Below are 24,213 nucleotides of genomic sequence, written 5' to 3'. Positions count from 1 at the left end.
GTTCGCGTTTTTGCGGATTCATGTCGTAAATATTTAATTGCATTAAACTATCTTTCGACAATGCCTCTGCGTATAATGAAAGAGAAGGCACGGTTCGGGAGGAGTGAGACGTTTCGATGGACACGGCGGCGGAATTTGTGAAAATCTGGATGAGACTCACGAAAGATTGGAACGCTGCGCTGGAGGAAGAGCTGGCGCCGCAGCTGACGGCCGGGCAGTTGGAAGTGTTGGAGCTCCTGCTGGCGAAGGAGCCGATGAAGCCATCGGAATTGCTCCCATACCTGGAGACGACTCCCGCGGCGATCACGACTCTGCTGGATCGCATGGAGCGGGCCGGTCTGGTTGAACGCAGGCGGGACGAAAGCGACCGCCGGATCGTCTGGATTCATATGACCGAGCTCGGACGTTCGGAGGTCGAAAGGGGGCTTCGCGTCCGGGCCGAAGTCGCAGGTCGGTCGCTGGACCGCATATCGGCCCATAACCGGCAATTGCTCGTGTATCTGATCGGCAAGGTGGCCGGTACCCGCGACAACGCCTCGGCTGCACCCGATAAAACCGCGGACAAGAGCCCTGAACAAGAGAGGGAGAAGGGCGCTTGAAGAAGGGAACGGCCATTGGATCGATACATGAAGGAAGCCTCGGACGACGACACCGTCGCACGAGGCTTCTCGTTAAATGCGGAAGGTATGCAAATGGCGCTCGATCCCGGCCAGCAGCTTCTCCATCCGGGCGTAATCGGAGTCGGTGAGCATAGGATCGCTGCGGGTTTCAAGCGTTTGCCGCAGAGGAAGTACGGTATAATATCGTTTATTGTCCGCGAGCCGGATGTGGACCCAGGTCGGCGTCAAATCGATGCGGTCCCAGGTTGTTTCGGTCGAACCGTCGGCCTGCTTGGATTTGACGAGATGCACGCCGAAGATGAGGCCGACGTCTTTCCAATTCTCCGTCTGGTTGGAGATGAAGTTGCCGAGCGAGTAGATGACCAGGCCTTGGCGCGCTTGCTTGAGCGGGCTTTCCGTCGCAGGAACCCGAATCACGTCGTAGGGCTGAACCACATGGGGATGGGATCCGAGAATGATGTCCGCGCCCGAACCGACGGCGGCACGGACGATTTTCCGTTGGTCGTCGTTCGGGAGACGCTGGTATTCCATCCCGAAATGCAGCGATACCGTTACCACGTCCGCCCCGGCTTCACGCAGACGCCGAATGTCCGCCGCCATCCGTTTCGGATCGATCAGGGAGACGGCGAACGATTTGTCCGCCGGGACCGGAATGCCGTTCGTGCCGTACGTATAGGCAAGAAACCCCATCCGAATGCCGCCTCGTTCGACGATGACGAGCCGTTTGGCATCTTGCAGCGATTCGGCGGTCCCGAACGGAATCAACCCGGATTTCCGCACGTTCCGCAGCGTGCGCTGCACGCCGGCAAAGCCTCGGTCCATCGAATGGTTGTTCGCGGTCGACAAGATTCCGAAACCCGCCTTGCGCAAGGCGTCCGCCAGTTGCTCCGGCGCATTGAACCTGGGATAGCCCGTATACTTCAAATCGGCTCCGGCCAGCGTCGTTTCGAGATTGCCGACGACCCAATCTCCTTCGCTGAGAAGGGGAGCGACCCTCGAGAACCACGGAGAGAAGTCATACCGTTTGGCCTTGGAGTCGTAATACCCGGGCAGCTGCGGCGAATGGACCATGATGTCGCCTACCGCAAGCAAAGTCGCTTCACCGGTTTCCGGGGCGGGAGCTTCGGATCCGTCGCTTCCGGCTGCCGCGTTCTCCGATTCGCCGTTCCCGGCTTCATCGGGCTCCGCTCCGGCAGCTATCGAACCCGAGGCTCCGGATCGAGCGGCGGCAGGCGGCGGTACGGCGCCCTGCGGAGTGGCGGAAGTGGGATGGACGGTAAGAGATGCGTCCAGGCAGGCGCTCAGCAGCATCGCGCATAAGAGCAGAACGAGGGGCGGTCCACGCCAAGCGATGCCGATCTTGGACCGGGACTTAATCATCGTTCTCCCATCGCCCGAAAATTCCGCAAGGGAGCACGAGTCCGCTGGACGTAATCGGCAGGCCGATTTCCCCGCAGTTCAGGCTTCCTCCCCGTTTGCGCCGGATCGCCATATGAAGCAGGTTGTGCAGAACCGTGGGTGAGAGACCCGCCGTATACGAGTTCACCAGAACGAACAGCGGACGGTCGGAGAGAATGGAAGCGCAGGACTCCAGGAACGGATAGAGATTCTCTTCCAGCTTCCAGACTTCGCCGTTCGGTCCGCGGCCGTAGGAGGGCGGATCCATGATGATCGCTTCGTACTGGCGCCCGCGCCGGATCTCGCGCTCGACGAACTTGAACACGTCGTCCGTGATGTAGCGGATCGGGGCTTCCCCCAGACCGGACAGCTGGGCGTTCTCCTTGGCCCACTGGACCATGCCTTTGGCGGCGTCCACATGGCATACTTCCGCGCCAGCGGCGGCCGACGCGGCCGTGGCTCCTCCCGTGTAGGCGAACAGGTTCAGTACCCGTACCTGCCGCCCAGCGCCCCGGATTTTGTCCATGATCCAGCTCCAGTTGAACGCTTGCTCCGGGAACAGGCCGGTATGTTTGAAATTGGTGGGCTTGATATGGAATTTGAGCGGCCCGTAAGAGATGTTCCACCGTTCGGGCAGCGAGCGCCGGAACGTCCAATGGCCGCCGCCGGACGAGCTGCGGTGGTAATGTCCGTCCGCATTCTTCCAGGCTGCGGTTTCTGCGTGAAGCGGCCAAATGATTTGGGGATCGGGACGCCGGAGCACGACGTCGCCCCAACGCTCCAGCTTCTCTCCGCCGCCGGTGTCGATCAATTCGTAGTCCTGCCAGTCTTTCGCCATTTGGATCAATTTCGTTACTTCCTTTACCGTTCAGATATAATGCGATGGGTCTTGCTCCGGTATGGATCCGACTTCGGCGCCGGCATCCGGACAGAACCGGTACCCGAACCCCCGGACGGTCTGGACCCACAGCGGGCGGGAAGGGTCGGCTTCGACCTTCTTGCGCAGGTTGCTGACATGCACCATCAAGGTGCGGGTATCGCCCATGCTCTCCGTCTGCCAAACGCGACGGTAGAGCTCGTCGAGCGGGAACACGCGGTTCGGCTGGCGGGCCATGACGGCCAGAAGCTCGAACTCTTTGACGGACAAGGGGATTTTCTCACCGCCGCGTCTAACCTCCAGGCTTCGGAAATCGATTTCGAGGCCCGGGAACGAAAGGGCGGGCGGATGATCGTCTTGCGTTTTCTCGTTCATCCGGCGCCGCCGGATATGCGCATGGACGCGGGCAACCAGCTGACTCGGGCTGAAAGGCTTGGTGATGTAGTCGTCCCCTCCCTCGGACAGGCCGGTTATGATGTCGCCGTCCTCGCCCTTGGCGCTCACGAACAGGATCGGGACGTCCGCGCACGGACCTCCTCGCAGCGTCCGGCATACCTCGATGCCGTCGGGTTTGCCGAGCAATACGTCCAGGATGATCAGATCGGGCTGAAGCCGCTCCGCCATCCGTATCGCTTCGGTGCCGTTATCGGCGGTGTGAACCGAAAAACCTTCTCTTTCCAAATAAAGCCTGATTAAATCCGTGATTTCCATTTCATCGTCTACGACCAGGATGTCGGCTGCCGGCCCGTTCACGACATTTCCCCCAAACAAATGCGGTCTCCTCAAGCTTCCTCCCATTATAACGAAAGCGTTGACGCCGAATCAATGCACCGTTACAATGACGAACGAAAACATTCTTGCGGACGGATCCGCGGAATCGGTCGGGAGTGAAAGGCATGGAAGTCGGCCGTCGGCTCGGCTGGAAGGGAAGATTGGGATGGCTGCTGCTGGCCGTGGTCATCCTGCTGATGCTGGCGAGCCGGAGCCCCGCAGGGGAAACGGTGCCGCATCCGCTCGCGGAGAACGGCGTTCTTGATCTCTCCGCATGGGATTGGGACCGCGACGGCATCGTTCCGCTGGCCGGACGGTGGCAATTCGAGTGGATCGCTCCCGTGAGCGGAACGCGGCCTGGAGATCCGAAGCTGATGGACGTGCCCGGCATGTGGAGCGACGACAACGCCGAGAACGGGAATCGCATCCCGGATTGCGGTTACGCAGTGTATCGCCTCAAAATTATCCTCCGGAACGACCGCGATTTGCTCGCGATTCGGGTGCCGAACATATCCACCTCCTACGAAATGTATATTGACGGGAAGCGATCCCTATCCCGCGGGCGTGTCGGCCCGGATGCGGCCCGCACCGTTCCGTTCCAGCTGCCGGGCACCGCTTACATTACCTCTCCGGGCAGCGTCGTCGACATCCGCCTGTTCGTCGCCAATTTCTACCACCGCCACGGCGGCATCCGCACCGACCTGATCATGGGTACCGCCGAACAAATCGACCGGCTGCAGTCCCGGAGCGCCGCGCAGGAGCTCATCGTCTTCGGCTGCCTGCTCATGATCGGCTTGTATCATCTCGGGCTGTTCGCGCTGCGGCGGAAGGAATACGCCAACCTTTTTTTCGCTTTGCTCTGTTTGCTCGTGGCGCTGCGGATGGGAGTGATCGGGGAAGGATTCCTGGTCCGCTGGTTCTCCATCCTGAATTGGCAAACCTCGGTCCGTCTCGAATATATCGCGTTTGTCCTGAGCGGGTGGACAGGACTAGCCCATTATCACCGGATGTATCCCGGGGAATTGCGACGGAGCTGGGTTGTCGCTTCGGGTGCGGCGGCCGTCCTGCTGACGGCGGGATCGGCTTTGCTGCCGACCGTCGTCTTTACGTCGTGGCTCGCCGCCTACCAGGTCTACGTCCTGGCGAATTGCTTGCTGATCATCTCGGGGTTGCTATTAAGCGGATACCGGAAACGGGAAGGGGCCTGGTTGGCGTTGACGGGCGTGGCGGTCATGGTCGCCGCGGTCGTCAACGACATGCTGTTCTACAACGGTTGGTGGCGGTCGACGGATCTCGTGCCTTTCGGCCTGCTGTTCCTGATCATCATGAATTCCTTCATCATCGCGCTTAGGTCCTCAAGAACATTCGAGCGGGCGGAGCAGATGTCCGTGGAATTGAAGGAATGGAACGACCGCTTGGAGGAGCGGATCGCCGAGCGTACGGAAGAGCTTCGCAAATCATACGAGACGCTGGAGGAAGCGAAAACGGGGCTCGAGCGCATGGAGCAGTCGCGCCGCCAGCTGATCAGCAACATTTCGCACGATTTGCGGACGCCCATCACGCTCCTGCAAGGATATCTGGAGGCGCTGAGGGACGGCGTGATCAGCGACGCGAAGCAGCGGGAATCGACGATCCGCCTCATGCTGGGCAAAGTGGAGGGCTTGAACGGACTTATTCACGACCTGTTCGAGCTTTCGGTGCTCGAAGCCCGCAGGGTGGAGCTGTCGCGCGACAGCGTCGCGCTGGAAGAGTGGAGAGAACGGCTTCTGGAGCAATACGGGATGGACATGAAAGAGAAGGGGATATTCTTCGTCTGCAAATTGGGATCCGAAGAAGATGCTCCGGTTGAGGTGCAGATCGATGCGCGCCGGATGGACCGGGTGTTCGCCAATCTGCTCTACAACGCCGTGCGGTATACGCCGCGTGGCGGAATGATCGGCATTACGCTCAAGTCTTCCCCGGAAGCCGGAATGGCGGAGATCACGGTGGAAGACAGCGGCACCGGCATTCACCCGGACGATCTGCCTCATATATTCGACCGGTTCTACAAGAAAGACAAGTCCCGTCATTCCTCTTCCGGGGGAAGCGGTCTGGGACTTGCCATTTCGAGGGAAATCGTGGAGTTGCACGGAGGCTCCATCGGGGCATATAACCGGCCGGAGGGCGGAGGCGCGTTCCGGATTATGCTGCCGTTGCGGGTAAGGGCAGCAAGCGAATCTCCAACTTGACGGGCGCTCGCGGTTCACGGCCCCGTCAGCTGCCGCTGCCTTCCTTAGGATCTTTCAGGATCAAATCGTTCATCAATCGGATGGACTTTCTGCGCTGTTCCTGGTCCATATGCTGAAGAAGCGACATGATTTCCCGCGTATCCTGGGCATCCGAGGTTTCGGATTTGTGCTTCGAGGCGGTGCCTCCGATAATATAATCCAAGGACACGTCGAAAAAAGCGGCGAGCTTGATCAGCGTCTCGTATACAGGTTGCCGGTTGTTGATTTCGTAGTGGCTGTACGCCGAACGGGTAATGCCGATATGCCGGGCCACTTCCTCTTGCGATATATTGCGCCGGAGCCGGAGTTCTCTCAGACGCTCTCCCATGTTCATAAGCATATCTCCTTGACAATATTTCGACTAAACCCTATCTGTAATTTATGATACAAAATGTATCATGTCAAGGGCTTCGGCCGAAAATGTTTGCGCTTTCTCCCTCAAACCCAGCCTATGGAGAAAGCCGGGAAAGCGTATAATGAGGGTATTCCCATGAAAGATGGAGGAGAAGGCGTTGACCATTGAATCCGAAAACGAACTGATCTCCATGAGGCGAATCGGCAAAATCGTCGCCATGGCCCGCGAAGAGATGCTTGCGAACGTTCGACCGGGCATCACGACCGCCGAATTGGACCGCATCGGCAAAACCGTACTGGATCGGCACGGGGCGGTATCCGCGCCGAACCGGACGTACGGGTTTCCCGGGACGACCTGCATCAGCTTGAACCACGTGGCGGCGCACGGAATCCCCGGACAGACCGCGCTGCGGGAAGGCGATATGGTCAATATCGACGTCTCCGCGGAGCTCGGCGGCTATTACGCGGATACGGGTGCAACGATGGTCGTTCCTCCCTATCGTTCAGCCGTGCAGGAGAAGCTGTGCGACAGCTCCCGCAGAGCGCTGACCCGAGCGATCGGGCAAGCCAGGGCGGGAACCCGGGTGAATCAGATCGGCCGGGTCATCGAACGGGAAGCGAAGGCGGACGGCTTCCGCGTCATCCGAAATTTGGCGGGACACGGTATCGGCCGTGCGCTTCACGAGCAGCCCGACGACATTCTCAATTTCCGCGACCCTCGCGACGGGCGGTTGCTGACGAACGGGCTCGTGCTGGCTGTCGAAACGTTCCTGACGAACGGCGCGGAGTTGGTGGAGGAAGCGGAGGACGGATGGGGACTGGTGTGCCCGGAAGGCACCCTGGTTGCCCAATTCGAGCATACGATCGTGGTGACGCGCGGAGAACCGATCATTCTGACGGCCGTGTGAAACGAGAGGGGGAATACGATGAAAGCGAAAGTAATGGACGCGCAAATGGCGCATAGTGAGCGGGAAGGCTATCTAGGTTACGTTCGGTTCGAGGTGGAGGGGCACAAGCAGCCGTATGAATTGACGCTGCAGAGCGAAGAGCGGATGGACGATTGGAATTATTCGCTGAATTTCCTGAACGAATCGGGCAGCGAACAGGATATCGAAGCCGTCGAACAAGCGATCGAGCAGGACGACGATTTCTTCGACGATTTGGTTGAAGCAGCTATCAGTAAACTGAACGCATGAGCTTACCTGACACATGGAGATGGCGTTGTAACGGTTACCGGAACATGAGAAGAGCGATTAGCGGCTTACGTCCGCTTAATCGCTCTTTTTCTTTCCTTGGCTTAAGGCAGACTCCCGTACCGTCTACATCGAGAACTCCCCGGAATCATAATTGAACTGCCATTCGATGCCGAACTTGTCCGTCAGGTTGCCGTAACATTTGCTCCAGAACGTTTCCTGCAGCTCCATGCCAACTTTGCCGCCTTCTTTGAGCTGATGGAAGGCGGATTTGATTTCCTCGAGATCCTGGCTGACTATTGTGAGGCTTACGTTGTTGCCGAGGGTGAAGGGCATACCGGGGAAAACGTCCGAGAACATGACCCGGCTTCCGCTGATCGTCAGACGGGCGTGCATCACCAGGTTTTTGGCTTCTTCCGGCAGCGGATATCTCGGATCGGAAGGCGCTTCCCCGAACGTCATGATTTGGGGGTTCTCGTTTCCGAACACTTGCGCATAGAATTCTACGGCTTCGCGGCAATTCCCGTTGAAGTTCAGGTAAGCTTCTACGGCCATTTTTTTCACTCCCTGCAAAATGTTAAATGTTGCTAGTCCATATTGTAGCATTGAGCGGAAAAAATGCCAATGAAGTGTTACAATGGTGCATGACGACGATGGGAGGAGACAGGCCCATGACCGAGCCGAATATTCCATACCGCAGGCTGCTTAATCATAGGATCGCGGGCGGAAAACCGGGCAAGCCCGAACAGGCCGTCCTCCGACTCGGAGCTTTGCAGGCGCAGGATTATCACCAAGCCCTCTGGGCTGTCGGATTACGAACGGCTGACGCGTCCGTCGCGGCGGTCGAACGAAGCATCGAAGATGGAAAAATTCTGCTCACTTGGCTGATGCGCGGCACGATCCATATGGTGCCGGCGGAGGACGCGAAGTGGATGTTGAAGCTGCTCGCGCCGCGCGTTCTGGCGCAGGATAAGCGCAGGCTGCAGCAATTGGAGCTCACCCCGGAGATCATGGAACGCGGCAAGCATTTGGTCTATGATGCCCTGCGCGGGCACAAACGGGTGTCCAGGACCGATCTGATGCATAGGCTGAAGGAAGCGGGAATCCGCACCGACGGGCAGCGGGGTTACCATATGCTCTGGCATTTCGCGCAGGAAGGCTTGATTTGCCTTGGACCGAAGGAAGGCAAGCAGCAAACGTTCGCTTTGCTGGAAGAGTGGGTGTCCGGGGCCAAGGATATGCCTCCGGATGCAGGGCTTGCCGAATTGGCGGTGCGGTATTATCAAGGACACGGGCCTGCCACCGTTCCCGATTTCGCCTGGTGGACAGGGATGACGCTTGCGGACGCCAGGAAAGCCGTCGAATTGGCGCGGAGCCTGTTGATGGTCGAGAAATTCGGCGGTCAGGAATACTGGCTGGCATCATCCTCGCAAGCGGATACTTCGGACGAGAGGACAGGCGTCTATTTGATTCCGGGCTTCGACGAATATTTGCTCGGGTATAAGGATCGCGGCCGTGTGTTGAAACCGGAACACGCGCCTTATATCGTCCCAGGGGGCAACGGAGTCTTCATGCCGACCGTCGTCATCGACGGCCAAGTCGCGGGTCTATGGAAACGAACCGTCAAGAAAAAAGGGATCGACATCGAGATCCGCCTGTTCGTTCCCGGCCAAGATCGCGAAGAGGGTCTGATCGAAGCAGCCGGCCGGTACTGCGCGTTCATGGAGCAGCCACTCGTTTCGACGGACATCCGGCTGCTGGAATGAGACTTGACACGTTACTTTTTGGTAACGTATCATAAAGGTAACCAAACGGTAACATTAAAAGAAAACGAGTTTCAAGAGGTGACCGAAAACCCATGTTAACGAACGATGAAATCAAAGCTTACCTTAGAAGAATCGGAATCCCGGACAGACAGCCGCCGACATTACCTTACTTAATCGAGCTCCACCAAGCCCATGTGCGGAACGTTCCGTGGCAAACCGTCGATATTTTTGCCGGCAAACCGGTCTCCATCGATCTCAAAGCATCCGTGCAGCTGTTGCTAAGCGGAAGAAGCGGCTACTGCTTCCACCTGAACGGAGCGTTCAGCGAGCTTCTGCGGTCGTTGGGCTATCGCGTATCGTGGCATCGGGCAGGCGTTCAGCCATTGGGCGAGGAGCCCCGAATCAATTCGTTTCATCTCGGCATGACGGTCAATATGGAGAATGAGCGGGGAGAAGAAGAGAGCTGGATCGCCGATGTCGGATTGGGCGATATGCCATACGAGCCGCTGCCGCTTCGGGCGGGGAACTATGAACAAGGGCCCTTGCGATATGCGGTGACGGAATCCCGCGTGGTCCAGAACGGCTGGAGGCTGGTTCACGATCCTCAAGCCTCGTTTGCCGGCGTCGACTACGATCCCGAGGTTCTCCCGTCTCTGGAAGAGTTCAAGCCGAAACACGAGCATTACAGCCGCTCGCCCGAGTCTCCGTGGATTGACCTGTTCCTGGTCCGGCACCGGCATGCCGGCGGCAGCAACGAGCTCAGGGGCTGCGTTTGGTCGAATCGGGACGGGAACGGCACTCGGAAAACGGAAATTCAGACGAAAACCCGCTGGTTCGAGGTCTTGGGGGACGTATTCGGCGAAACCTTGGCGAACTATAGCCGCCTGGAACGGGATGATTTGTGGAAGAAAGCCCGGAGCAAGCACGAGGAGTGGAAACGGGTCAAATCATAGCTGGAAGCAAACACGCCCAAGCGGCGTGTTTTTCGTATGTGTCGCGACTTCGCGAGGTGCCGGCAAAAAAAGAAAGGAAAATGAAGGAAGATGTCGAACTGTCCTTAAGGGTGTATCCGTTCCATCAGGAAAAACATGTCACTTTTCCGACGGCCCGACGTATTCCTAATGTGGGAATGAAGGAGGTATCCGGATTGACTGCCGCCAAGTTCTCGAAACTGATGGCTCTTATTACCGGCGTGGCGGTTATCGATATTCTCGTGCTCTCGCCCGGATTTATCGGACTAAGGCTCGGCGCAAGCGCGCTGTCGACCGCTATCGGGGCAACCTTGCTCTGCGCAAGTGCCTTAACGATTATTTATGGAAGCTATACGATCCTGTTCAAACAACCCGTTAAGGTACCGATCAAGCAAATCCGAACGCACGACGATTATGTGGATGCGTTGACCCGCTACAAAAGCGTGAAGGCGCTCGAGGATGACATGATGCTCGCCTTGGAGCAGTTGGAGCGGATCCGGAAAAAGCGGGAAAGCTTGTTCGACGTCCTGAAAGAAAGGTTCGATCCCGCCGAGATCAGCTTCAAGAAGTTCTCCGGCGTCATCGAGGAAGTCGAGAAGCTCTTTTATTTGAATGTACGGAGCATCTTGGGCCGGCTGAGCGTATTCGACGAATCCGATTATAAGCGTACGATGCGCCAACCGTCGGCGAAACTTTCTCCGGAGCTGATTCAGGAAAAAGCGAAGCTGTACGAGGAGTTTCTGGCATTCGTCAAAGGCTCGCTCGGCACCAACGAGGAGATCCTCCTGAAATTGGATCGGCTGCTGCTGGAAATATCCCGGTTGGACGGATTGGATCCGAACGAGATCGAAAACATGCCCTGCATGAGGGAAATCGACTCGTTAATTAAGCTAACGAAATATTATAAATCGTAAGAGGTGCCATGATGCCAAGCAAAGCCAAATTCTATGTTACCTCTGGAATCATCCTGGTCTTGGTGTTCGCCTTCGTCTATTTCGGGGTCAACCTCACCTCGAATTGGGGCAAATCCGAAAACCAGGTCACTTCGGAAAACGCGGGCAAACGATTAAGCAAGCTGTATTCCGATGTCGCGGTTACGACGGAAACGCCGGTGAAAGGCCAGATCGACTTGGATCCGATCGATATCGCGGAGTCGCTTCCGGACATCTCCAAATTCCCGATCACCGTGAACAACACGACGGACCAATTCGTGGAGATCTTCTCTTCGACGGAAAAATCGGGCAGCGGCGAGGATGGATGGCTGACCGAGGCGGCGACGGCGTTTAACCAGGCGAATATCGCCGTAGACGGCAAACCCGCCTCGGTGAAGATCCGCAACATCGCTTCGGGTACGGCGGCGGACTACATCAAATCCGGCAAATACGTTCCCGACGCATTCACGCCATCCAACGAGCTGTGGGGAGAAATGGTGAAAGCGAGCGGAGTGAAAGCGCAGCTGGTCGCCAAACGACTCGTCGGGAACGTGCCCGGCATCGTCATCGCCAAATCGAAATACGACGCGCTGGTGGACACGTATGGAGCGGTGAATGTCAAAACCGTGACGGAAGCGATCTCCAATAACGAATTCGCGATGGGGTACACCGACCCGTTCGCGAGTTCCACGGGCTTGAACTTTCTCGTTACCGCGCTCCAAACGTTCGACAGCGCCAATCCGTTAAGCGACAAAGCGGTTCAAGGCTTCGAGAAGTTCCAAGCGAACGTGCCTTTTATCGCTTCCACCACGATCCAAATGCGCGACGCTGCGAAATCGGGGGCACTGGACGGCTTCGTTTTGGAGTATCAAACCTACGTTAATGCAGGGGATCTGAAAAACGGGTACGTATTCACGCCATTCGGCGTCAGGCACGACAGTCCGTTGTACGCGCTGGGCGACTTGCCGCAGGAGAAGCTGGACATCATCAAGAAATTCGCGGAATTCCTGTCGCAGGACAAGTATCAACAATCGGCCAAGGACAAGGGCTTCAATCAGTTGGAGGACTATAAGTCGGAAATCGCCGCGATGGACGGAAGTCTGCTCTCCTCCGCGCAAAAGGTGTGGAAAGAGAAGAAGAACGGGAATAAGCCCATTGCCGCGGTATTCGTCGCCGACGTCTCCGGCAGCATGGCCGGCGAGCCGATAAACCGCTTGAAAGAGTCCCTGCTGAAGGGTCAGAAGTATTTGGGCAAAGACAACCTGATCGGCCTCGTGTCCTACTCGGACGATGTGACCATCCGTTTGCCCATCGGCAAGTTCGACACGAACCAACAGTCCATGTTCGTAGGAGCGGTGGACAGTCTCCAATCCGGCGGCGGTACGGCGACGTTCGACGGGGTGATCGTCGCTTTGAAGATGCTGCAGGACGAATTGGCGAACAATCCGAACGTCAAACCGCTGATTTTCGTGCTCAGCGACGGGGAGACGAATGAGGGCCATTCGCTGAAGGATATCAAAGAGTTGATCGAGAACTACAAGATCCCGATTTACACGATCGGCTATAATGCCAACATCAAAGCGCTCCAAAGCATTTCGAGCATCAACGAGGCCGCGAGCATCAACGCGGATACGGACGATGTGGTTTACAAAATCGGAAATTTGTTCAACGCCCAAATGTAACCGATAAACTCGAGGAGGATGGCCATGTCGTTTTCGATGGAAGTCGCCAGTCCGGAAGAAATCAAAGCAGCGATCGAGCAAGAGGTAAAACCGGTTCCCGAGGAAGTGGCGAAGCTCAAGGAACTCGCCGACTCCAACGTCTCCGCGATCCTGTCTCTCGATATCGAGTCGCTGGAGAAACGGAAAGAGATTCTGCAATCCATTGAAGCCTTCGGGATGGGCACGATGAAGTCGTCGTCGGAGAAAAACGCGTTGCTGCAGGTTTCGGTCGGCCATCTCTCTAGGACGGGGGATGAAGGCGGCCAAGTGGCGAAAGGATTGGCCGAGCTTCATACGCAATTGAAGGATTTGGATCCGAGCTTGATCGATTTCGCGAAGAGGGGTTTCCTGGGAAAGCTGTTCAATCCGATTCGCGCTTACTTCCTGAAATACCAGAAAGCCGATTCCGTCATCGCGGATATCGTAACCTCCTTGGATAAAGGCAAGACGACGCTCAAGAACGACAATACGACGCTCGAGATCGAGCAGCAGGCGCTTCGGGATCTGACCAAGAAGCTTCAGAAGGAAATCCAGCTGGGCACCTTGATGGACCAATCGATCGAAGCGCAAATCGAAGCGGCCAAACAGCGTGGGGAAGACCCGGACAAAATCCGTTTCATCACCGACGAAGTGCTGTTCCCATTACGTCAGCGGCTCATGGATCTGCAGCAGATGCTGGTGGTCAATCAGCAGGGGATCATGGCGATCGAGGTGGTGATCCGGAACAACAAAGAATTGATCCGCGGGGTTGACCGCGCGAAGAACGTGACGATATCGGCACTCAAGATCTCCGTCACGGTGGCAAGCGCGCTTTACAATCAGAAGATCGTGCTGAAGAAAATCGAGCTGCTGAACGAAACGACGAACAATTTGATCGCCGGCACCTCGAAAATGTTGAAGGAGCAGGGTGCCGAAATTCATAAGCAATCGCTGGAAACGAGCATTTCCGTGGACACGTTGAAGCAAGCCTTCGCGGATGTTTTGTCTGCTCTGGAATCGATCAGCACCTACAAGCAGGAAGCGTTGCCGAAAATGCGGGAGACGATCGGCCGGTTCCGGGAGCTCGCCGATCAAGGCGAGAAGCAGATCCAGCGGCTCGAGAAGGGGCACAAGCTGGGGCTGTGACAGGGAAGAAATGGAATCGGAAGAAGCGGTTGCGGAAAATGCCTGAACGCGCGCCCAAGGTGGCGCGCGTTTTTGATTTCCTTGGGCGGACGGGTAGAGGCTCGAAAATGCGGAGGCCACTTGTAATGTCTTCCCATCCGATTCCGATTTGACGGTTTCGCCCACAATCGATAAAATCGGAACTAATCAATCGGAAAGGGGATGCCGGCCGATGCGAATATCCGATTTTCTGTTCCCCAAAGAGAAAGTGGCCTATATCGATTTATCCGCGAGCATGCAGGATGCGATCGAAATGCTCGAGCGCCATCATTTGACAGCCATTCCCGTGATCGACGGCGAGGGGAAATACGTGGGCACGTTATCCGAAGGGGACCTGCTTTGGAAAATGAAGTACACCCCCGGATTGGATTTCCACAATTTGGGCACCGTCATCGTCAAAGAGATCAAACGCCGGATTCATAACGAATCCGTGGAGATCGAAGCCGATCTGGATGATATGCTGCAGCTGGCAGCCGATCAGAACTTCGTCCCCGTTACCGACGAGCACCGTATCTTTATCGGCATCATCCGGCGTAAAGACATCATCGAGTACTACACGAGAAACATTACGGATTAACTTCATAGCAGGCACGCTTGGAGCCGCTGCGGCCCCCGTTGGCTGAGAGCTGCTCCTTTTTACGACCGCGGAGGCACGAGAAGCTTCCAAAGCTGGACTCGATCCGCTTGCAATTCAAGCGTGAATCGAATAACATCATTCGTAACGATGCTGGAAAGGGTGACCTTTAGTCCGATGCGCTGCTAATCCTGTTCTTGAGAAAATCGTAAGTTTGTGCGATTTTTCCGGACGGGATACGTATGCGTTGTGGAGGACTGGGTTACCGCTTGGCTGCGGCCCGATCGGGGCTGCAGCGCAAGTCTATTTCCCGTTCGAACGCGGCGAATAACCTCCTGTCCGGATTCCCGGACAAGGAGGTTTTTTTGTATGGTGATTTTGGAAGCGAACCATCTCGAGCTATCGATTGGAGACCGCCTGTTGTTCAAGGCGGAGCGGCTCAAAATCGGCCGGAACGACCGGATCGGCATCGTGGGCAGGAACGGCGCCGGGAAAACGACGCTGCTGAACGTGCTGACCGGGCGGATGGAGACGGATCGGGGCAGCGTCTCGGTCGCGGTGCCGGTCTCGTTCATCCCGCAGCTAAAGCCGAATCCGTCCCACCTGAGCGGCGGGGAGGTCACGTGGCGCTATGTCGACCAGGCGCTCCTGGGACCGCACGGGCTGCTGTTCGCGGACGAACCGACGATGCATCTCGATGCGGATCATATTCGGCAGTTGGAGGAGCGGCTGGCCGCCTATGAAGGCGCGCTTGCGATTGTTTCCCATGACCGGGCCTTCTTGGATCGAATCTGCACGCAGATTTGGTCGATCGAAAATGCGGTCGTTTCCGTTTATGCGGGCAATTACAGCGACTATGAGAGCATGCGGGAGCTCGAGAAGCGTCAGCACGCGGAGAAGTACGGGGAATATATCCGTAAGAAAGAACAGCTGGAAGAGGCGATCGTGTCCAAGTCGGCTAAAGCTGCCGGAATGATGAAGCCGCCGAAGCGGATGAGCAAGAAGGAATCGAACCTGTACAAAGCAGGTAAAGGCGTCCAGCAAAAAGGCGTTCACAAAGCGGTCAAAGCGCTGCAAACTCGCGTGGAGAAGCTGGAGAAGGTGGAGAAACCCCGGGAGCTGCCGAACGTCAGGCTGGACATACCGGGCGGAAACGAGTTCGCCAGCAAAACGGCTTTGCGGGCGGAGGGACTGACGGCTTCGTTCGGAGACAGGATACTGTGGAAAGGCGCCAGTTTCACCATCGGCAGAGGCACCAAGACGGCGTTGATCGGACCCAACGGTGCCGGCAAGACGACGCTTCTGAAACGGCTGCTCGAGGGGGGAGAGGGCGTGTACGTTTCTCCCGGCGTCCGGATCGGCTATTTCAGCCAGAACCTGGATATCCTCGATCCGGATCGGAGCGTGCTGAGGAACGTAGCCGGCACCGCCGTCCACCCCGACGCGACGATAAGGTTAGTCCTGGCCCGGCTGCTGTTCCGGGGAGACGACGTATTCAAGCCGGTCGGCGTGCTCAGCGGCGGAGAGAGGGTGAAGACGGCGTTCGCGAAAATTTTCCTGAGCGACATCAACGTTCTGGTGATGGATGAGCCGACGAATTTCCTGGACATCCCGTCGATCGAAGCGCTGGAACAGCTGCTGTCCGAGTATGAGGGAACGGTGCTGTTCGTGTCGCATGACCGGCGTTTCGTCGAACGGGTGGCCGATCGGGTTCTCGATATCCGGGATGGTAAAGTCGTGCCGTTTGCCGGGAAGTACCAGGACGATCGGGAGCGTCTGGCGGAGACTCCGAAGATGGGGAAGACGGAGGCGGAGGAGGAGCTGCTTCGCGTGGAGACGAAAGTGACCGAAGTGTTGGGCAAACTGGGCATGCCCGGCATTCCGCCGGTTGAGGCGTCGGAGCTGGACCGCCATTTCCGCGAGTTGGTTGCCCGCCGGAATGCGTTAAGACAGGAGCTTAACAAGCGCTAAACGGTCTTCCGAATGAAGGAAACCCCGAATCCGGACGTTGTCCCGGTTCGGGGTTTCCTTTTCCTGCGTTAATCCGCGATGTCCGCCCACATTTCATCTTCGACGTCCAGCGTGATTTGGGATGGATAGACGCGCCGGCCGTATTCGGTTTCCATGTAACGCACGATCGCTTCTTTCAGATTCGCCTCGACCAGGAATCGGCTCCTGCCTTGGACCCACACTTCGGCGGAGAAGCCGTTGTCCTCGTCGTACAGCAGCTCCACCTGAATCGATTCGACCGGTACCTGGTGCCGGTCCGCGAGGTTCAGGCAGACGGCGTTGACGATTTCGTCCATCGATAGTCTCATGGCGTTTTACCAGCGGCGGTGTTGGTTCGGGTACTCCGGACGCTGGGCCGAGCGGCGCCTGCGGATCGCATCGAACACGGCGCGGATGATCATGAACAGAGCGACGATGGCGATCAGGTTCACCAGGAAGCCGAGAACGTTACCCATGAAGCCCATGCCGCCGAACAAGCCGCCGAACAGCAAGCCGGCAAGGCCTCCGATCATCATGCCTTTCAGGAAGCTGCCTCCGCTGAAGAAGCCCCGGTTCGCGGTCGTCGCCGCGGCGCCGGTCGTAGATTTCGCCGCGCTGCCGCTGTTGACCGAGCTTTGGGATTTGTTAGGCGTGTTCGTGAACGATTTCGTTCCGGATCTGAACGAGCGCGGTTTCGCTTCCGCGCTGTCGTACAGCGGGGCCGTTACCGCGAACGTAAACGTAAACAGGCTGAAGAGCAGCAAAGCTTTTTTCCACATGAAGGATATTCCCTCCGTCAAGAATATTGGTGAATCTGATGATGTAATACGAAGACCGGGCGCCTTGGTTTCAGAAATATTTAAGGATGCCGGTTTCGCGAATTTGCGTTATATTGGGAACATCACGATCCGTTTACGCAAGGAGAACGCCGACACATGAACAGTATGGACCGATATCCGAAGGCTTATATCGATTTTCTGGCGGAGTACCATGGTTCCCGCGATTATTTCGAATGCCATGAAATCATGGAGGAATATTGGAAGGAGCAAGCGGGTACACGCCATACCGGGTGCTGGCTCGTCTTCATCCGGATTGCCGTCGCCTGCTATCACGCGCGCAGGGGCAACTGGGCGGGCGCGCGCAAAATGATGGCCAAAGCCGCCGAAGAGGCAGAGCCGGCGCTCATGGCCGAGCTCGGCATGGATGGGGAGGAGCTGGCAGCGAGGCTGCAAGCCGCCGCCGTGGCTTGGAGCCGTCCGCGGCCGCCCGCTTACCGGGATATCGAATTGCCGATCGCCGATCCGGCACTGAAGGAGGCGGCACAGTCGGCTTGCCTGAATCGAGGTTGGGAATGGGACACGCCGCTGGACCGGGTGGACGCGGACACCGTGAACCGGCATTTGACGAGAGACCGTACCCGCGTCGTCGAAGCCCGCCGTTTGTCCGCCGAACGGAAGAGGCTGAACAGGCAGAAGGACTGAACCGGCCGGTTCAGTCCTTCGCTTTTTATTTTTGCTGAGCGTTCCCCAAATACTCGTAACCATCGACGACAAGCTCGAGCTTGCCCGTTTCCGGGTGGATGATGAGGCCGTGAACCGGCGTTCCCGGCGGCAGCAACGGATGCTTGCGCACGATGTCGACGCTGTTCTCGACGCTTTCCCGGACGGTGTCGAAGCCTCGCAGCCAGCGGCTGAAATTGACGCCCGAGTTGTGCAGCGTATGCACGACATGCTCCGGAACGCCCCGGTCGATCATCTTGGCGACCACTTTCTCGGAATCGATGGCCGCCATCCCGCATTCGTGGTGGCCGATGATCATGACTTCGTCGGCCGCCAGCTCGTAGAGAGCGACGATGATGCTCCGCATGATGTTGCCGAACGGCGAAGTCAGGATCGCGCCCGCGTTTTTGATGATTTTGGCATCTCCGTTTTTCAGGTTCATCGCCTTCGGGAGCAATTCGGTCAACCGGGTATCCATGCAAGTGACGATTACCAGACGCTTGTCCGGAAACCGGGTGGTCATGTATTTCTCGTATTCCTTGTTCTCCACGAATTCCTGGTTAAAACTTAAGATTTCGTCAATTCTGCGCATTTTCGTTCCCTCCAAGCTTTAATTGCGGTTTTCGGCGGCCGCTCCCGTTCTTCTGCGATCCGCCAAAACCAGTCTCGTCGTATAGGTCTGGCTGTCGCTGGAAAGCCGGAAGCTTTGTCTCTCCGGCAGGAAGGAGACTCGCAGCACTTCGTCGAAAAAAACGGCGTGGCGCGGATCATGCCACAAAGCAAACGGATCGCTCTCCGCCGCGACGTCACCCGGTTCGGGGCGGTCCGCCGACCATAATGCCGGCACTCCGTTCACGGCGCAGCCGCAGCCTTCCGTATCGTAAACCAGGCGAAATCCGCGGACCTCGGCCCCGAATTTCTCGCGCAGCCTCCGGACCGCTTCCGCGCTCCATTCCATTTTCATCGATGAATCCTCCTCTAATAGGGAGTTTGACGGAGTCAAACTCTCACCGCTCTAGGGAGTTGACGGAGTCAAACTCTCACCTGCCGGGCGAACTGCCGCCGCCGCTTCAAGTAAGTTGATTATAGATTTTCAGGAAGGTATGATCAAGAGGATGTATCAAATGAAGGGAAGGCGGATCCATTTGAACGAGTCTCAAGCGGCTGAGCCGGACATTCTCAAACGATTCCGGGATTTGACCGGCAGAATCAAGCACTACGGGGAAATCTTAAGCGTCGTTTACTGGGACATGAGAACGGGAGCCCCGCGCAAGGGCATCGACCTGCGTTCCGAAGCGTACGGCGATTTGTCCGCCGAATCGTTCCGGCTCGCCACGTCCGACGAAATAGGGGAGCTCCTGGAGAAGCTCTCGGAGCCGGATATGCTGAACAGTCTTGGACGAATCGACCGCAGGCACGTGGAAGAGTGCAAGCTGGACTACGAACGGAACCGCAAGCTTCCCCCGGAATTATTCCGCGAATACGTGGTGCTGGCCTCGCAAGCCGAAGCCGCCTGGGAGGAAGCGAAAGCGAAGGACGATTTCCCCGGTTTCCTTCCTTACCTGGAGAAGATCATTGACTACAAGCGCCGCTTCATCGAGCTGTGGGGCGTCAAGACTACTCCGTACGATACGCTGCTCGATCAATACGAGCCCGGCATGCTGACTTCGGATTTGGACCGGCTGTTCGGCGAATTGAAGGGCCGCCTCGTGCCGCTCGCCGAAGCGATCTCGAAAGAGGGAGACCGGCCGGATACAACCTTCCTGCAGGGCAAGTTCGATATCGAAGCGCAGAAAACGTTCAGCAAATTCATCCTGGGCGAAATGGGCTTCGACTTCGAAGCGGGCCGGCTCGACGAAAGCGTCCATCCGTTCATGACGGGACTGAACCCGGGGGACGTTCGAATCACCACCCGCTATTGGCCCAACGATATCATGAGCGCTCTATTCGGGACGATTCACGAATGCGGACACGCGCTATACGAGCAGAATCTGGATCCCGAGCTGTACGGCACCCTTCTGTGCACGGGGACTTCGCTCGGCATCCACGAGTCCCAGTCGCGGCTGTGGGAGAACATGATCGGACGGAGCCGCGGGTTCTGGCATCGTTATTTCCCCGAGCTCAAGAAGCATTTTCCCGGCAAATTCGAAAGCGTCTCCGCCGAAGAATTCTACCGGGCCATCAATCTCGTGGAACCGTCCTTGATCCGGATCGAAGCGGATGAACTGACCTACAACCTCCATATCATCATCCGCTACGAAATCGAAAAGATGCTGTTCAACGAAGGGTTGTCCGCGCGCGAGCTGCCGGAAGTATGGAACGCGAAATATAAGGAAGCGCTCGGCATCGTGCCTCCGAACGACGCGGAGGGCGTCTTGCAGGACGTGCATTGGTCCGGCGGCGATTTCGGATATTTTCCGTCGTACTCCTTGGGCAACATGTACGGGGCCCAAATCATGGATGCCGCGCGGCGCCGGCTCAATTCCTTGGATGAGCAGATCGCGGCCGGCAACCTGCACCCGCTCAAGGCTTGGCTGACGGAGCAAGTGTACCGGTACGGGAAATCGCTCCGCCCTTCCGAGATCATCCATCAGATCAGCGGGCAGGAATTGCAATCATCGTATCTCTGCGATTACCTGGAAGGGAAATACAAGGAGATTTACCGATTGAAGTGATGCCCTGCCAGACGCCTGTTTCGTGCGGGCGTCTTTTTGATGAAATAGCGGCAATCAATTTGACGCATTGGTCCGCGATGGCTACGATCGGAGGGACGTTCGCCGCCGCGGCGGCGGACAGATCGCGAGAAAGGGGACAAGCTTCGATGCGCCCGGAGAAGGTCTGGGGATCCATTCGTTCTTATTTCGGCTTCCGGGTGATTAAAACCGCTGCGGCCGCGCTGGCCGCCATCTTGACGGCGACGTTCGCGGGAGCCGACAATCCGCTGTCCGCTGGACTGCTCGCGATTCTGGGCGTCGAGACGACCCGGTGGAAGGGCTTGCGGATCGTCTTCGCGCGGTTTGCCGCGTCCCTGCTCGGACTTCTGCTCGCCATGGCCTTGTTCCGGCTTATCGGGTTTCATATCTGGGTGTTGTCGATCTATATTCTGATCGCGTTCCCGCTGCTCGGGCGTTTCGGACTCAAGGACGGCATCGTGACCGGCTCGGTCGTCGTTTTCCATCTGTTCTCGAAACGCGAAGTTTCCCCCGACGCGCTGGTCGCCGAACTTCAGCTGCTGCTGATCGGTCTGGGCTGGGCGACGGCGTTCAACCTCGCATATATGCCGAAGGAGGGGAAGAAGCTGACGGCGCTGCGGGACAGGACGGAAGATTCCCTTGCCGCCATATTTGTCCAATTGGCCCGCCATCTGCGCGATCCGGAGACGCTGTGGGCGGGAGAAGAACTGATCGCCGCCGAGGACGCGATCGAACGCGGGATCGTCTTGTCCGACAGGGCGCGCGAAAACAGGCTGATCCCGCAGGATGAGCCTTGGCAGCTCTATTTCCATATGAGGCGCGAACAGCTCGATTCCGTCAAACTGATGATGGAATCGGTAGCGTTTGTATCCAGTAAGGTTCCGCAAGCGGAGATGATCGCAGGGCTGTTCGACCGCTTGTCCCAGGACGTGAAATCCGAATTCTACGAGGGCGAAACGGAACGTAAACTCGGCGTGCTCGAAGAGAGTTTCCGCCGCATGCCCCTTCCCGCCACCCGGGAGGAGTTCGAGACAAGGGCGGCGCTTCTGCAATTGTCCCGGGAACTCAAACGCTGCCTTCAAATCGCGAAACGCTCCAAAAAACGGAAGTCTTCTTCCGATCCTGCGGTCATAGAATAAAGCTTGAAGGGTGCGTGCACGGATACATTTTTGTCACTCTAGACGAATGTCCTGCATAGACTTTAAGTGACTTGATCGTATGGAGGAGGTCTACCGAATGGCTATTGCGGATAGACGGCTGCAGCGGAGGGAAATCATCACGAAAGCGGTTTGCGGCAAAGGCCGGAAGTTTTCGACGGTTACCCACACCGTAAAGCCGCCGCACCATCCTTCCAGCATATTGGGGGCATGGATCATCAATCATCAGTACGAAGCGGTAAGATCGGGGGACGGCATCGAGGTGATCGGGTCCTACGATATTAACATCTGGTATTCGTACAGCAAAAACTCCCAAACGGACGTGGCCAAAGAGACCATTTCCTACGTCGATCTCGTGCCTCTCTCGTACGTGGACCCCAGGCACCGCTCCTCCACGGAAGAAGTCTCCGCGGATGCAACTCAGGAGCCGAACTGCGTGGAAGCGACGATCGGAGGCGGAGGTTCCACCGTGGTCATCCGAGTGGAGAAAGAGTTCGCCGTGGAGATGGTGGCGGAAACGAAAGTCAGAGTCCTGGTGGATCCGAACGGAGATGACGACGAAAAGGATCATGATTTCGGGCTCGGCGGCGACGACGCGGATTACGAGGATCTCGATTCCGACTTGTTGGAAGACGATCTGTGACCCGCAGGCCCGGGTCTGTACTTAAGTCTATGTCGAAGCGGGTGCGAAGGCGAGGGCGGATGCCCTTTCGGGACGTCGGGAACGGCCCATTTTTCGTGGAAAGCGCCGCAAATGGGATTCCGTTCGGGATGCAACAAGGGAAGGGTCATTCGGCTTCGGCGTTCAACCGCCGGCGGGACGGCCCTTCCCGTGTTTTCGGCGGGGGGTGCGGGCTTTGAAAACAGGCGCTGGCGCGGACCTTGCCGGGCGTTTGCCGGCGGATGAAATCGTCCGGAGGCTGCGGAGGGAAGGCTTCCGTTTCGACAATCAAGCGGATGGGCGCACGTTTTCGGTTACGATATACGACTTGGAAGCGACGGACGTCCGGCGCGTCTGGGGGGCTTCGGGACCCGCGGGAAAGACTGCCGCGAGACTCGAGCCGGATGACCGGCTTCGCAGGATCGTGACCCGCGCGGCGTCGAGGACGCTGCTCGCGCTCGGTCTCGACGAGGGACAAGTTCTGGTGGGCACGGACGAAGGGGGACGGCCCTGGATCGCGGGCATTTCCGGGACGATGCGGCCCTCGCCGGGAGAAGGTGAAGCAAGAACGGAACGGATTCGGAGGGTAAAGGAGGAGCTTGCGGCGAAAGAGAAGGAGCTTGGCGTACGCGCGACGCTTGGCGCGGATCCCGAATTCTTGCTGCAGGCCCCGAACGGGAGGGTCGTTCCCGCTTCCCGGTATTTGCCGCCGGACGGTTCGGCGGGATGCGATTCGGTCGTTCGGCGGGGCGTCCGCCTATGGCCGCTGGTCGAACTGCGCCCGGAGCCGGCGGAAGAGCCGGCCGCCGTCGCGGATGCGATCGGCCGGCTGCTGGCCGCCGCCGCGCGGAAAATCGGCCGCGAGCCGCTGATCTGGCGCGCCGGGGCTTGGCCCGTGCCCGGTCTTCCGCTCGGCGGCCACGTGCATCTGAGCGGCGCCGCCTTGACTTCCGAGCGGCTGCGCGCGCTCGACAACGCCGTCGCGCTGCCGCTGCGGCTGCTCGAGCCGCCCGGAGCCGCGGCCAGGAGACCGCGTTACGGCGCGCTCGGCGATTTCCGTCGCCAGCCGCACGGGGGATTCGAGTACCGCACTCCGCCCAGCTGGCTGGTGTCGCGCCGGCTCGCGCTCGGCGTGCTGTCGTTGGCCAAAATTGCGGCCGAGCACGCCGGGGAGCTGGCCGGCCGGCGGCCGCTCGACGAGGATGCGCTGCGGGATGCGTTCTATGGAACGGACCGTGCGGAAAGCGGGGAAGGAGAAGCGAGATTGCGGAAAGCGGCTCTCGGATTTTACGAGGAGCTCCGCCGCACAGCGGGGTACCGGAAATACGCCGAAGCCGTCGATTTCGTTTACGAAGCCGTGGCCGCGGGGCGAAAGTGGGACGAAACGGCGGACATTCGGGCCAAGTGGGGAATTCCCGTTGGGTGAGGCGCCTGCCGTACCGCATCACCTATCACCATACCCAGCACTCCGCCCGGCATAAACCGCAAACCGCAAACCGCAAACCGCAAACCGCAAACCGCAAACCGCAAACCGCAAACCGCAAACCGCAAACCGCAAACCGCAAACCGCAAACCGCAAACCGCAAACCGCAAACCGCAAACCGCA

At 58.0% G+C, this 24,213-nt stretch carries 26 protein-coding genes; 17 read left to right on the top strand and 9 right to left on the bottom strand.

Going from position 1 to position 24,213, the window contains the following annotated elements; all coding sequences use genetic code 11:
• Positions 1-116: 116 nt before the first annotated feature.
• Positions 117-599: a MarR family transcriptional regulator gene (locus GE107_RS10910; RefSeq protein ID WP_219639864.1), complete on the top strand. Its 483-nt coding sequence runs from the start codon at positions 117-119 to the stop codon at positions 597-599.
• Positions 600-671: 72 nt separating this feature from the next.
• Here GE107_RS10910 and GE107_RS10905 read toward each other — a convergent pair whose 3' ends face one another.
• From GE107_RS10905 to GE107_RS10895, 3 genes are read right to left on the bottom strand one after another with little or no spacing between them, the layout of a single operon-like run.
• Positions 672-2,000 carry a CapA family protein gene (locus GE107_RS10905; RefSeq protein ID WP_219639863.1) on the bottom strand — a complete coding sequence of 443 codons (1,329 nt, stop codon included), beginning with the start codon at positions 1,998-2,000 and terminating at the stop codon, positions 672-674.
• Positions 1,993-2,856 carry a class I SAM-dependent methyltransferase gene (locus GE107_RS10900; protein WP_255570412.1) on the bottom strand — a complete coding sequence of 288 codons (864 nt, stop codon included), beginning with the start codon at positions 2,854-2,856 and terminating at the stop codon, positions 1,993-1,995. Before GE107_RS10900 ends, GE107_RS10905 begins: the two co-directional genes overlap by 8 nt.
• 30 nt (positions 2,857-2,886) lie before the next feature.
• Complete coding sequence (locus GE107_RS10895; RefSeq protein WP_255570400.1) at positions 2,887-3,666, bottom strand: response regulator transcription factor; 780 nt, start codon at positions 3,664-3,666, stop codon at positions 2,887-2,889.
• A gap of 125 nt (positions 3,667-3,791) precedes the next feature.
• Here GE107_RS10895 and GE107_RS10890 point away from each other — a divergent pair, with 125 nt between their 5' ends.
• Positions 3,792-5,894, top strand: a complete 2,103-nt coding sequence (locus GE107_RS10890; RefSeq protein WP_219639861.1) for a sensor histidine kinase — start codon at positions 3,792-3,794, stop codon at positions 5,892-5,894.
• A gap of 25 nt (positions 5,895-5,919) precedes the next feature.
• Here GE107_RS10890 and GE107_RS10885 read toward each other — a convergent pair whose 3' ends face one another.
• Entirely contained in the window at positions 5,920-6,267 is a 348-nt protein-coding gene (locus GE107_RS10885) for a helix-turn-helix domain-containing protein (RefSeq protein ID WP_219639860.1), read from the bottom strand.
• 178 nt (positions 6,268-6,445) lie between these two features.
• Here GE107_RS10885 and map point away from each other — a divergent pair, with 178 nt between their 5' ends.
• Both map and GE107_RS10875 read left to right on the top strand, forming a co-directional pair.
• Positions 6,446-7,195 carry a type I methionyl aminopeptidase gene (gene map, locus GE107_RS10880; protein WP_219639859.1) on the top strand — a complete coding sequence of 250 codons (750 nt, stop codon included), beginning with the start codon at positions 6,446-6,448 and terminating at the stop codon, positions 7,193-7,195.
• 18 nt (positions 7,196-7,213) lie between these two features.
• A complete protein-coding gene (locus GE107_RS10875; RefSeq protein WP_219639858.1) occupies positions 7,214-7,483 on the top strand; it encodes a hypothetical protein in 270 nt (89 codons plus the stop codon).
• A 123-nt stretch (positions 7,484-7,606) separates the two neighbouring features.
• Here GE107_RS10875 and GE107_RS10870 read toward each other — a convergent pair whose 3' ends face one another.
• Entirely contained in the window at positions 7,607-8,035 is a 429-nt protein-coding gene (locus tag GE107_RS10870) for a VOC family protein (protein ID WP_219639857.1), read from the bottom strand.
• 116 nt (positions 8,036-8,151) lie between these two features.
• Here GE107_RS10870 and GE107_RS10865 point away from each other — a divergent pair, with 116 nt between their 5' ends.
• From GE107_RS10865 to abc-f, 7 genes are all read left to right on the top strand, one after another.
• On the top strand, positions 8,152-9,246 hold the full coding sequence (locus GE107_RS10865) for a winged helix DNA-binding domain-containing protein (protein ID WP_219639856.1): 1,095 nt from the start codon (positions 8,152-8,154) through the stop codon (positions 9,244-9,246).
• A 92-nt stretch (positions 9,247-9,338) separates the two neighbouring features.
• Positions 9,339-10,199 (top strand): arylamine N-acetyltransferase family protein, encoded by an 861-nt coding sequence (locus tag GE107_RS10860; RefSeq protein ID WP_219639855.1) that lies wholly within the window; start codon positions 9,339-9,341, stop codon positions 10,197-10,199.
• A gap of 194 nt (positions 10,200-10,393) precedes the next feature.
• Positions 10,394-11,131, top strand: a complete 738-nt coding sequence (locus tag GE107_RS10855; RefSeq protein WP_219639854.1) for a hypothetical protein — start codon at positions 10,394-10,396, stop codon at positions 11,129-11,131.
• 11 nt (positions 11,132-11,142) lie between these two features.
• Positions 11,143-12,831 carry a vWA domain-containing protein gene (locus GE107_RS10850; protein ID WP_219640214.1) on the top strand — a complete coding sequence of 563 codons (1,689 nt, stop codon included), beginning with the start codon at positions 11,143-11,145 and terminating at the stop codon, positions 12,829-12,831.
• A gap of 24 nt (positions 12,832-12,855) precedes the next feature.
• The gene (locus GE107_RS10845) at positions 12,856-13,995 is read left to right on the top strand and encodes a toxic anion resistance protein (RefSeq protein WP_219639853.1); all 1,140 of its coding nucleotides are present in this window, start codon (positions 12,856-12,858) and stop codon (positions 13,993-13,995) included.
• 211 nt (positions 13,996-14,206) lie between these two features.
• Entirely contained in the window at positions 14,207-14,611 is a 405-nt protein-coding gene (locus GE107_RS10840) for a CBS domain-containing protein (protein ID WP_219639852.1), read from the top strand.
• A 366-nt stretch (positions 14,612-14,977) separates the two neighbouring features.
• On the top strand, positions 14,978-16,579 hold the full coding sequence (gene abc-f, locus GE107_RS10835; protein ID WP_219639851.1) for a ribosomal protection-like ABC-F family protein: 1,602 nt from the start codon (positions 14,978-14,980) through the stop codon (positions 16,577-16,579).
• A gap of 68 nt (positions 16,580-16,647) precedes the next feature.
• On the opposite strand, the gene GE107_RS10830 is transcribed toward abc-f, so the two are convergent.
• On the bottom strand, positions 16,648-16,926 hold the full coding sequence (locus GE107_RS10830) for a DUF2653 family protein (RefSeq protein ID WP_219639850.1): 279 nt from the start codon (positions 16,924-16,926) through the stop codon (positions 16,648-16,650).
• Positions 16,927-16,932: 6 nt separating this feature from the next.
• Entirely contained in the window at positions 16,933-17,376 is a 444-nt protein-coding gene (locus GE107_RS10825; RefSeq protein WP_255570399.1) for a hypothetical protein, read from the bottom strand.
• 156 nt (positions 17,377-17,532) lie between these two features.
• On the opposite strand from GE107_RS10825, the gene GE107_RS10820 reads away from it, so the two are divergent.
• Positions 17,533-18,078 carry a DUF309 domain-containing protein gene (locus GE107_RS10820; protein ID WP_219639849.1) on the top strand — a complete coding sequence of 182 codons (546 nt, stop codon included), beginning with the start codon at positions 17,533-17,535 and terminating at the stop codon, positions 18,076-18,078.
• A gap of 25 nt (positions 18,079-18,103) precedes the next feature.
• On the opposite strand, the gene GE107_RS10815 is transcribed toward GE107_RS10820, so the two are convergent.
• On the bottom strand, positions 18,104-18,688 hold the full coding sequence (locus GE107_RS10815; protein ID WP_219639848.1) for a beta-class carbonic anhydrase: 585 nt from the start codon (positions 18,686-18,688) through the stop codon (positions 18,104-18,106).
• An 18-nt stretch (positions 18,689-18,706) separates the two neighbouring features.
• Positions 18,707-19,060 (bottom strand): iron-sulfur cluster biosynthesis family protein, encoded by a 354-nt coding sequence (locus GE107_RS10810; RefSeq protein ID WP_219639847.1) that lies wholly within the window; start codon positions 19,058-19,060, stop codon positions 18,707-18,709.
• 160 nt (positions 19,061-19,220) lie between these two features.
• Between GE107_RS10810 and GE107_RS10805 the strand changes: the two genes are divergently transcribed.
• The 5 genes from GE107_RS10805 to GE107_RS10785 all read left to right on the top strand — a co-directional run.
• Entirely contained in the window at positions 19,221-20,771 is a 1,551-nt protein-coding gene (locus tag GE107_RS10805; RefSeq protein WP_219639846.1) for a carboxypeptidase M32, read from the top strand.
• A 146-nt stretch (positions 20,772-20,917) separates the two neighbouring features.
• Positions 20,918-21,928, top strand: a complete 1,011-nt coding sequence (locus GE107_RS10800; RefSeq protein WP_219639845.1) for an aromatic acid exporter family protein — start codon at positions 20,918-20,920, stop codon at positions 21,926-21,928.
• A gap of 97 nt (positions 21,929-22,025) precedes the next feature.
• On the top strand, positions 22,026-22,589 hold the full coding sequence (locus tag GE107_RS10795; RefSeq protein ID WP_219639844.1) for an outer spore coat protein CotE: 564 nt from the start codon (positions 22,026-22,028) through the stop codon (positions 22,587-22,589).
• A gap of 214 nt (positions 22,590-22,803) precedes the next feature.
• Positions 22,804-24,033, top strand: coding sequence for a putative amidoligase domain-containing protein (locus GE107_RS10790; RefSeq protein WP_219639843.1), 1,230 nt, complete (start codon positions 22,804-22,806; stop codon positions 24,031-24,033).
• On the top strand, positions 24,030-24,213 hold a 184-nt coding region (locus GE107_RS10785; RefSeq protein WP_219639841.1), incomplete at its 3' end, for a hypothetical protein. The genes GE107_RS10790 and GE107_RS10785, both read left to right, overlap by 4 nt.

This window comes from Cohnella sp. CFH 77786 (assembly GCF_019400745.1).
Taxonomy (GTDB): domain Bacteria; phylum Bacillota; class Bacilli; order Paenibacillales; family Paenibacillaceae; genus Cohnella.
Note: the sequence above shows the minus strand (reverse complement) of the source record. Positions and strands in the feature narration are given on the sequence as shown.

Excerpts from the sequence above, each read along its gene's own strand:
- GE107_RS10840 (WP_219639852.1), top strand. The coding sequence starts at position 14,207 with ATGCGAATATCCGATTTTCTGTTCCCCAAAGAGAAAGTGGCCTATATC.
- GE107_RS10825 (WP_255570399.1), bottom strand. The coding sequence starts at position 17,376 with ATGTGGAAAAAAGCTTTGCTGCTCTTCAGCCTGTTTACGTTTACGTTC.
- GE107_RS10900 (WP_255570412.1), bottom strand. The coding sequence starts at position 2,856 with ATGGCGAAAGACTGGCAGGACTACGAATTGATCGACACCGGCGGCGGA.
- GE107_RS10805 (WP_219639846.1), top strand. The coding sequence starts at position 19,221 with ATGAAGGGAAGGCGGATCCATTTGAACGAGTCTCAAGCGGCTGAGCCG.
- abc-f (WP_219639851.1), top strand. The coding sequence starts at position 14,978 with ATGGTGATTTTGGAAGCGAACCATCTCGAGCTATCGATTGGAGACCGC.
- GE107_RS10870 (WP_219639857.1), bottom strand. The coding sequence starts at position 8,035 with ATGGCCGTAGAAGCTTACCTGAACTTCAACGGGAATTGCCGCGAAGCC.
- GE107_RS10850 (WP_219640214.1), top strand. The coding sequence starts at position 11,143 with ATGCCAAGCAAAGCCAAATTCTATGTTACCTCTGGAATCATCCTGGTC.
- GE107_RS10910 (WP_219639864.1), top strand. The coding sequence starts at position 117 with ATGGACACGGCGGCGGAATTTGTGAAAATCTGGATGAGACTCACGAAA.
- GE107_RS10830 (WP_219639850.1), bottom strand. The coding sequence starts at position 16,926 with ATGAGACTATCGATGGACGAAATCGTCAACGCCGTCTGCCTGAACCTC.
- GE107_RS10860 (WP_219639855.1), top strand. The coding sequence starts at position 9,339 with ATGTTAACGAACGATGAAATCAAAGCTTACCTTAGAAGAATCGGAATC.
- GE107_RS10795 (WP_219639844.1), top strand. The coding sequence starts at position 22,026 with ATGGCTATTGCGGATAGACGGCTGCAGCGGAGGGAAATCATCACGAAA.
- GE107_RS10810 (WP_219639847.1), bottom strand. The coding sequence starts at position 19,060 with ATGAAAATGGAATGGAGCGCGGAAGCGGTCCGGAGGCTGCGCGAGAAA.
- GE107_RS10800 (WP_219639845.1), top strand. The coding sequence starts at position 20,918 with ATGCGCCCGGAGAAGGTCTGGGGATCCATTCGTTCTTATTTCGGCTTC.
- GE107_RS10890 (WP_219639861.1), top strand. The coding sequence starts at position 3,792 with ATGGAAGTCGGCCGTCGGCTCGGCTGGAAGGGAAGATTGGGATGGCTG.
- GE107_RS10905 (WP_219639863.1), bottom strand. The coding sequence starts at position 2,000 with ATGATTAAGTCCCGGTCCAAGATCGGCATCGCTTGGCGTGGACCGCCC.
- GE107_RS10845 (WP_219639853.1), top strand. The coding sequence starts at position 12,856 with ATGTCGTTTTCGATGGAAGTCGCCAGTCCGGAAGAAATCAAAGCAGCG.
- GE107_RS10815 (WP_219639848.1), bottom strand. The coding sequence starts at position 18,688 with ATGCGCAGAATTGACGAAATCTTAAGTTTTAACCAGGAATTCGTGGAG.
- GE107_RS10820 (WP_219639849.1), top strand. The coding sequence starts at position 17,533 with ATGAACAGTATGGACCGATATCCGAAGGCTTATATCGATTTTCTGGCG.
- GE107_RS10875 (WP_219639858.1), top strand. The coding sequence starts at position 7,214 with ATGAAAGCGAAAGTAATGGACGCGCAAATGGCGCATAGTGAGCGGGAA.
- GE107_RS10865 (WP_219639856.1), top strand. The coding sequence starts at position 8,152 with ATGACCGAGCCGAATATTCCATACCGCAGGCTGCTTAATCATAGGATC.
- GE107_RS10885 (WP_219639860.1), bottom strand. The coding sequence starts at position 6,267 with ATGAACATGGGAGAGCGTCTGAGAGAACTCCGGCTCCGGCGCAATATA.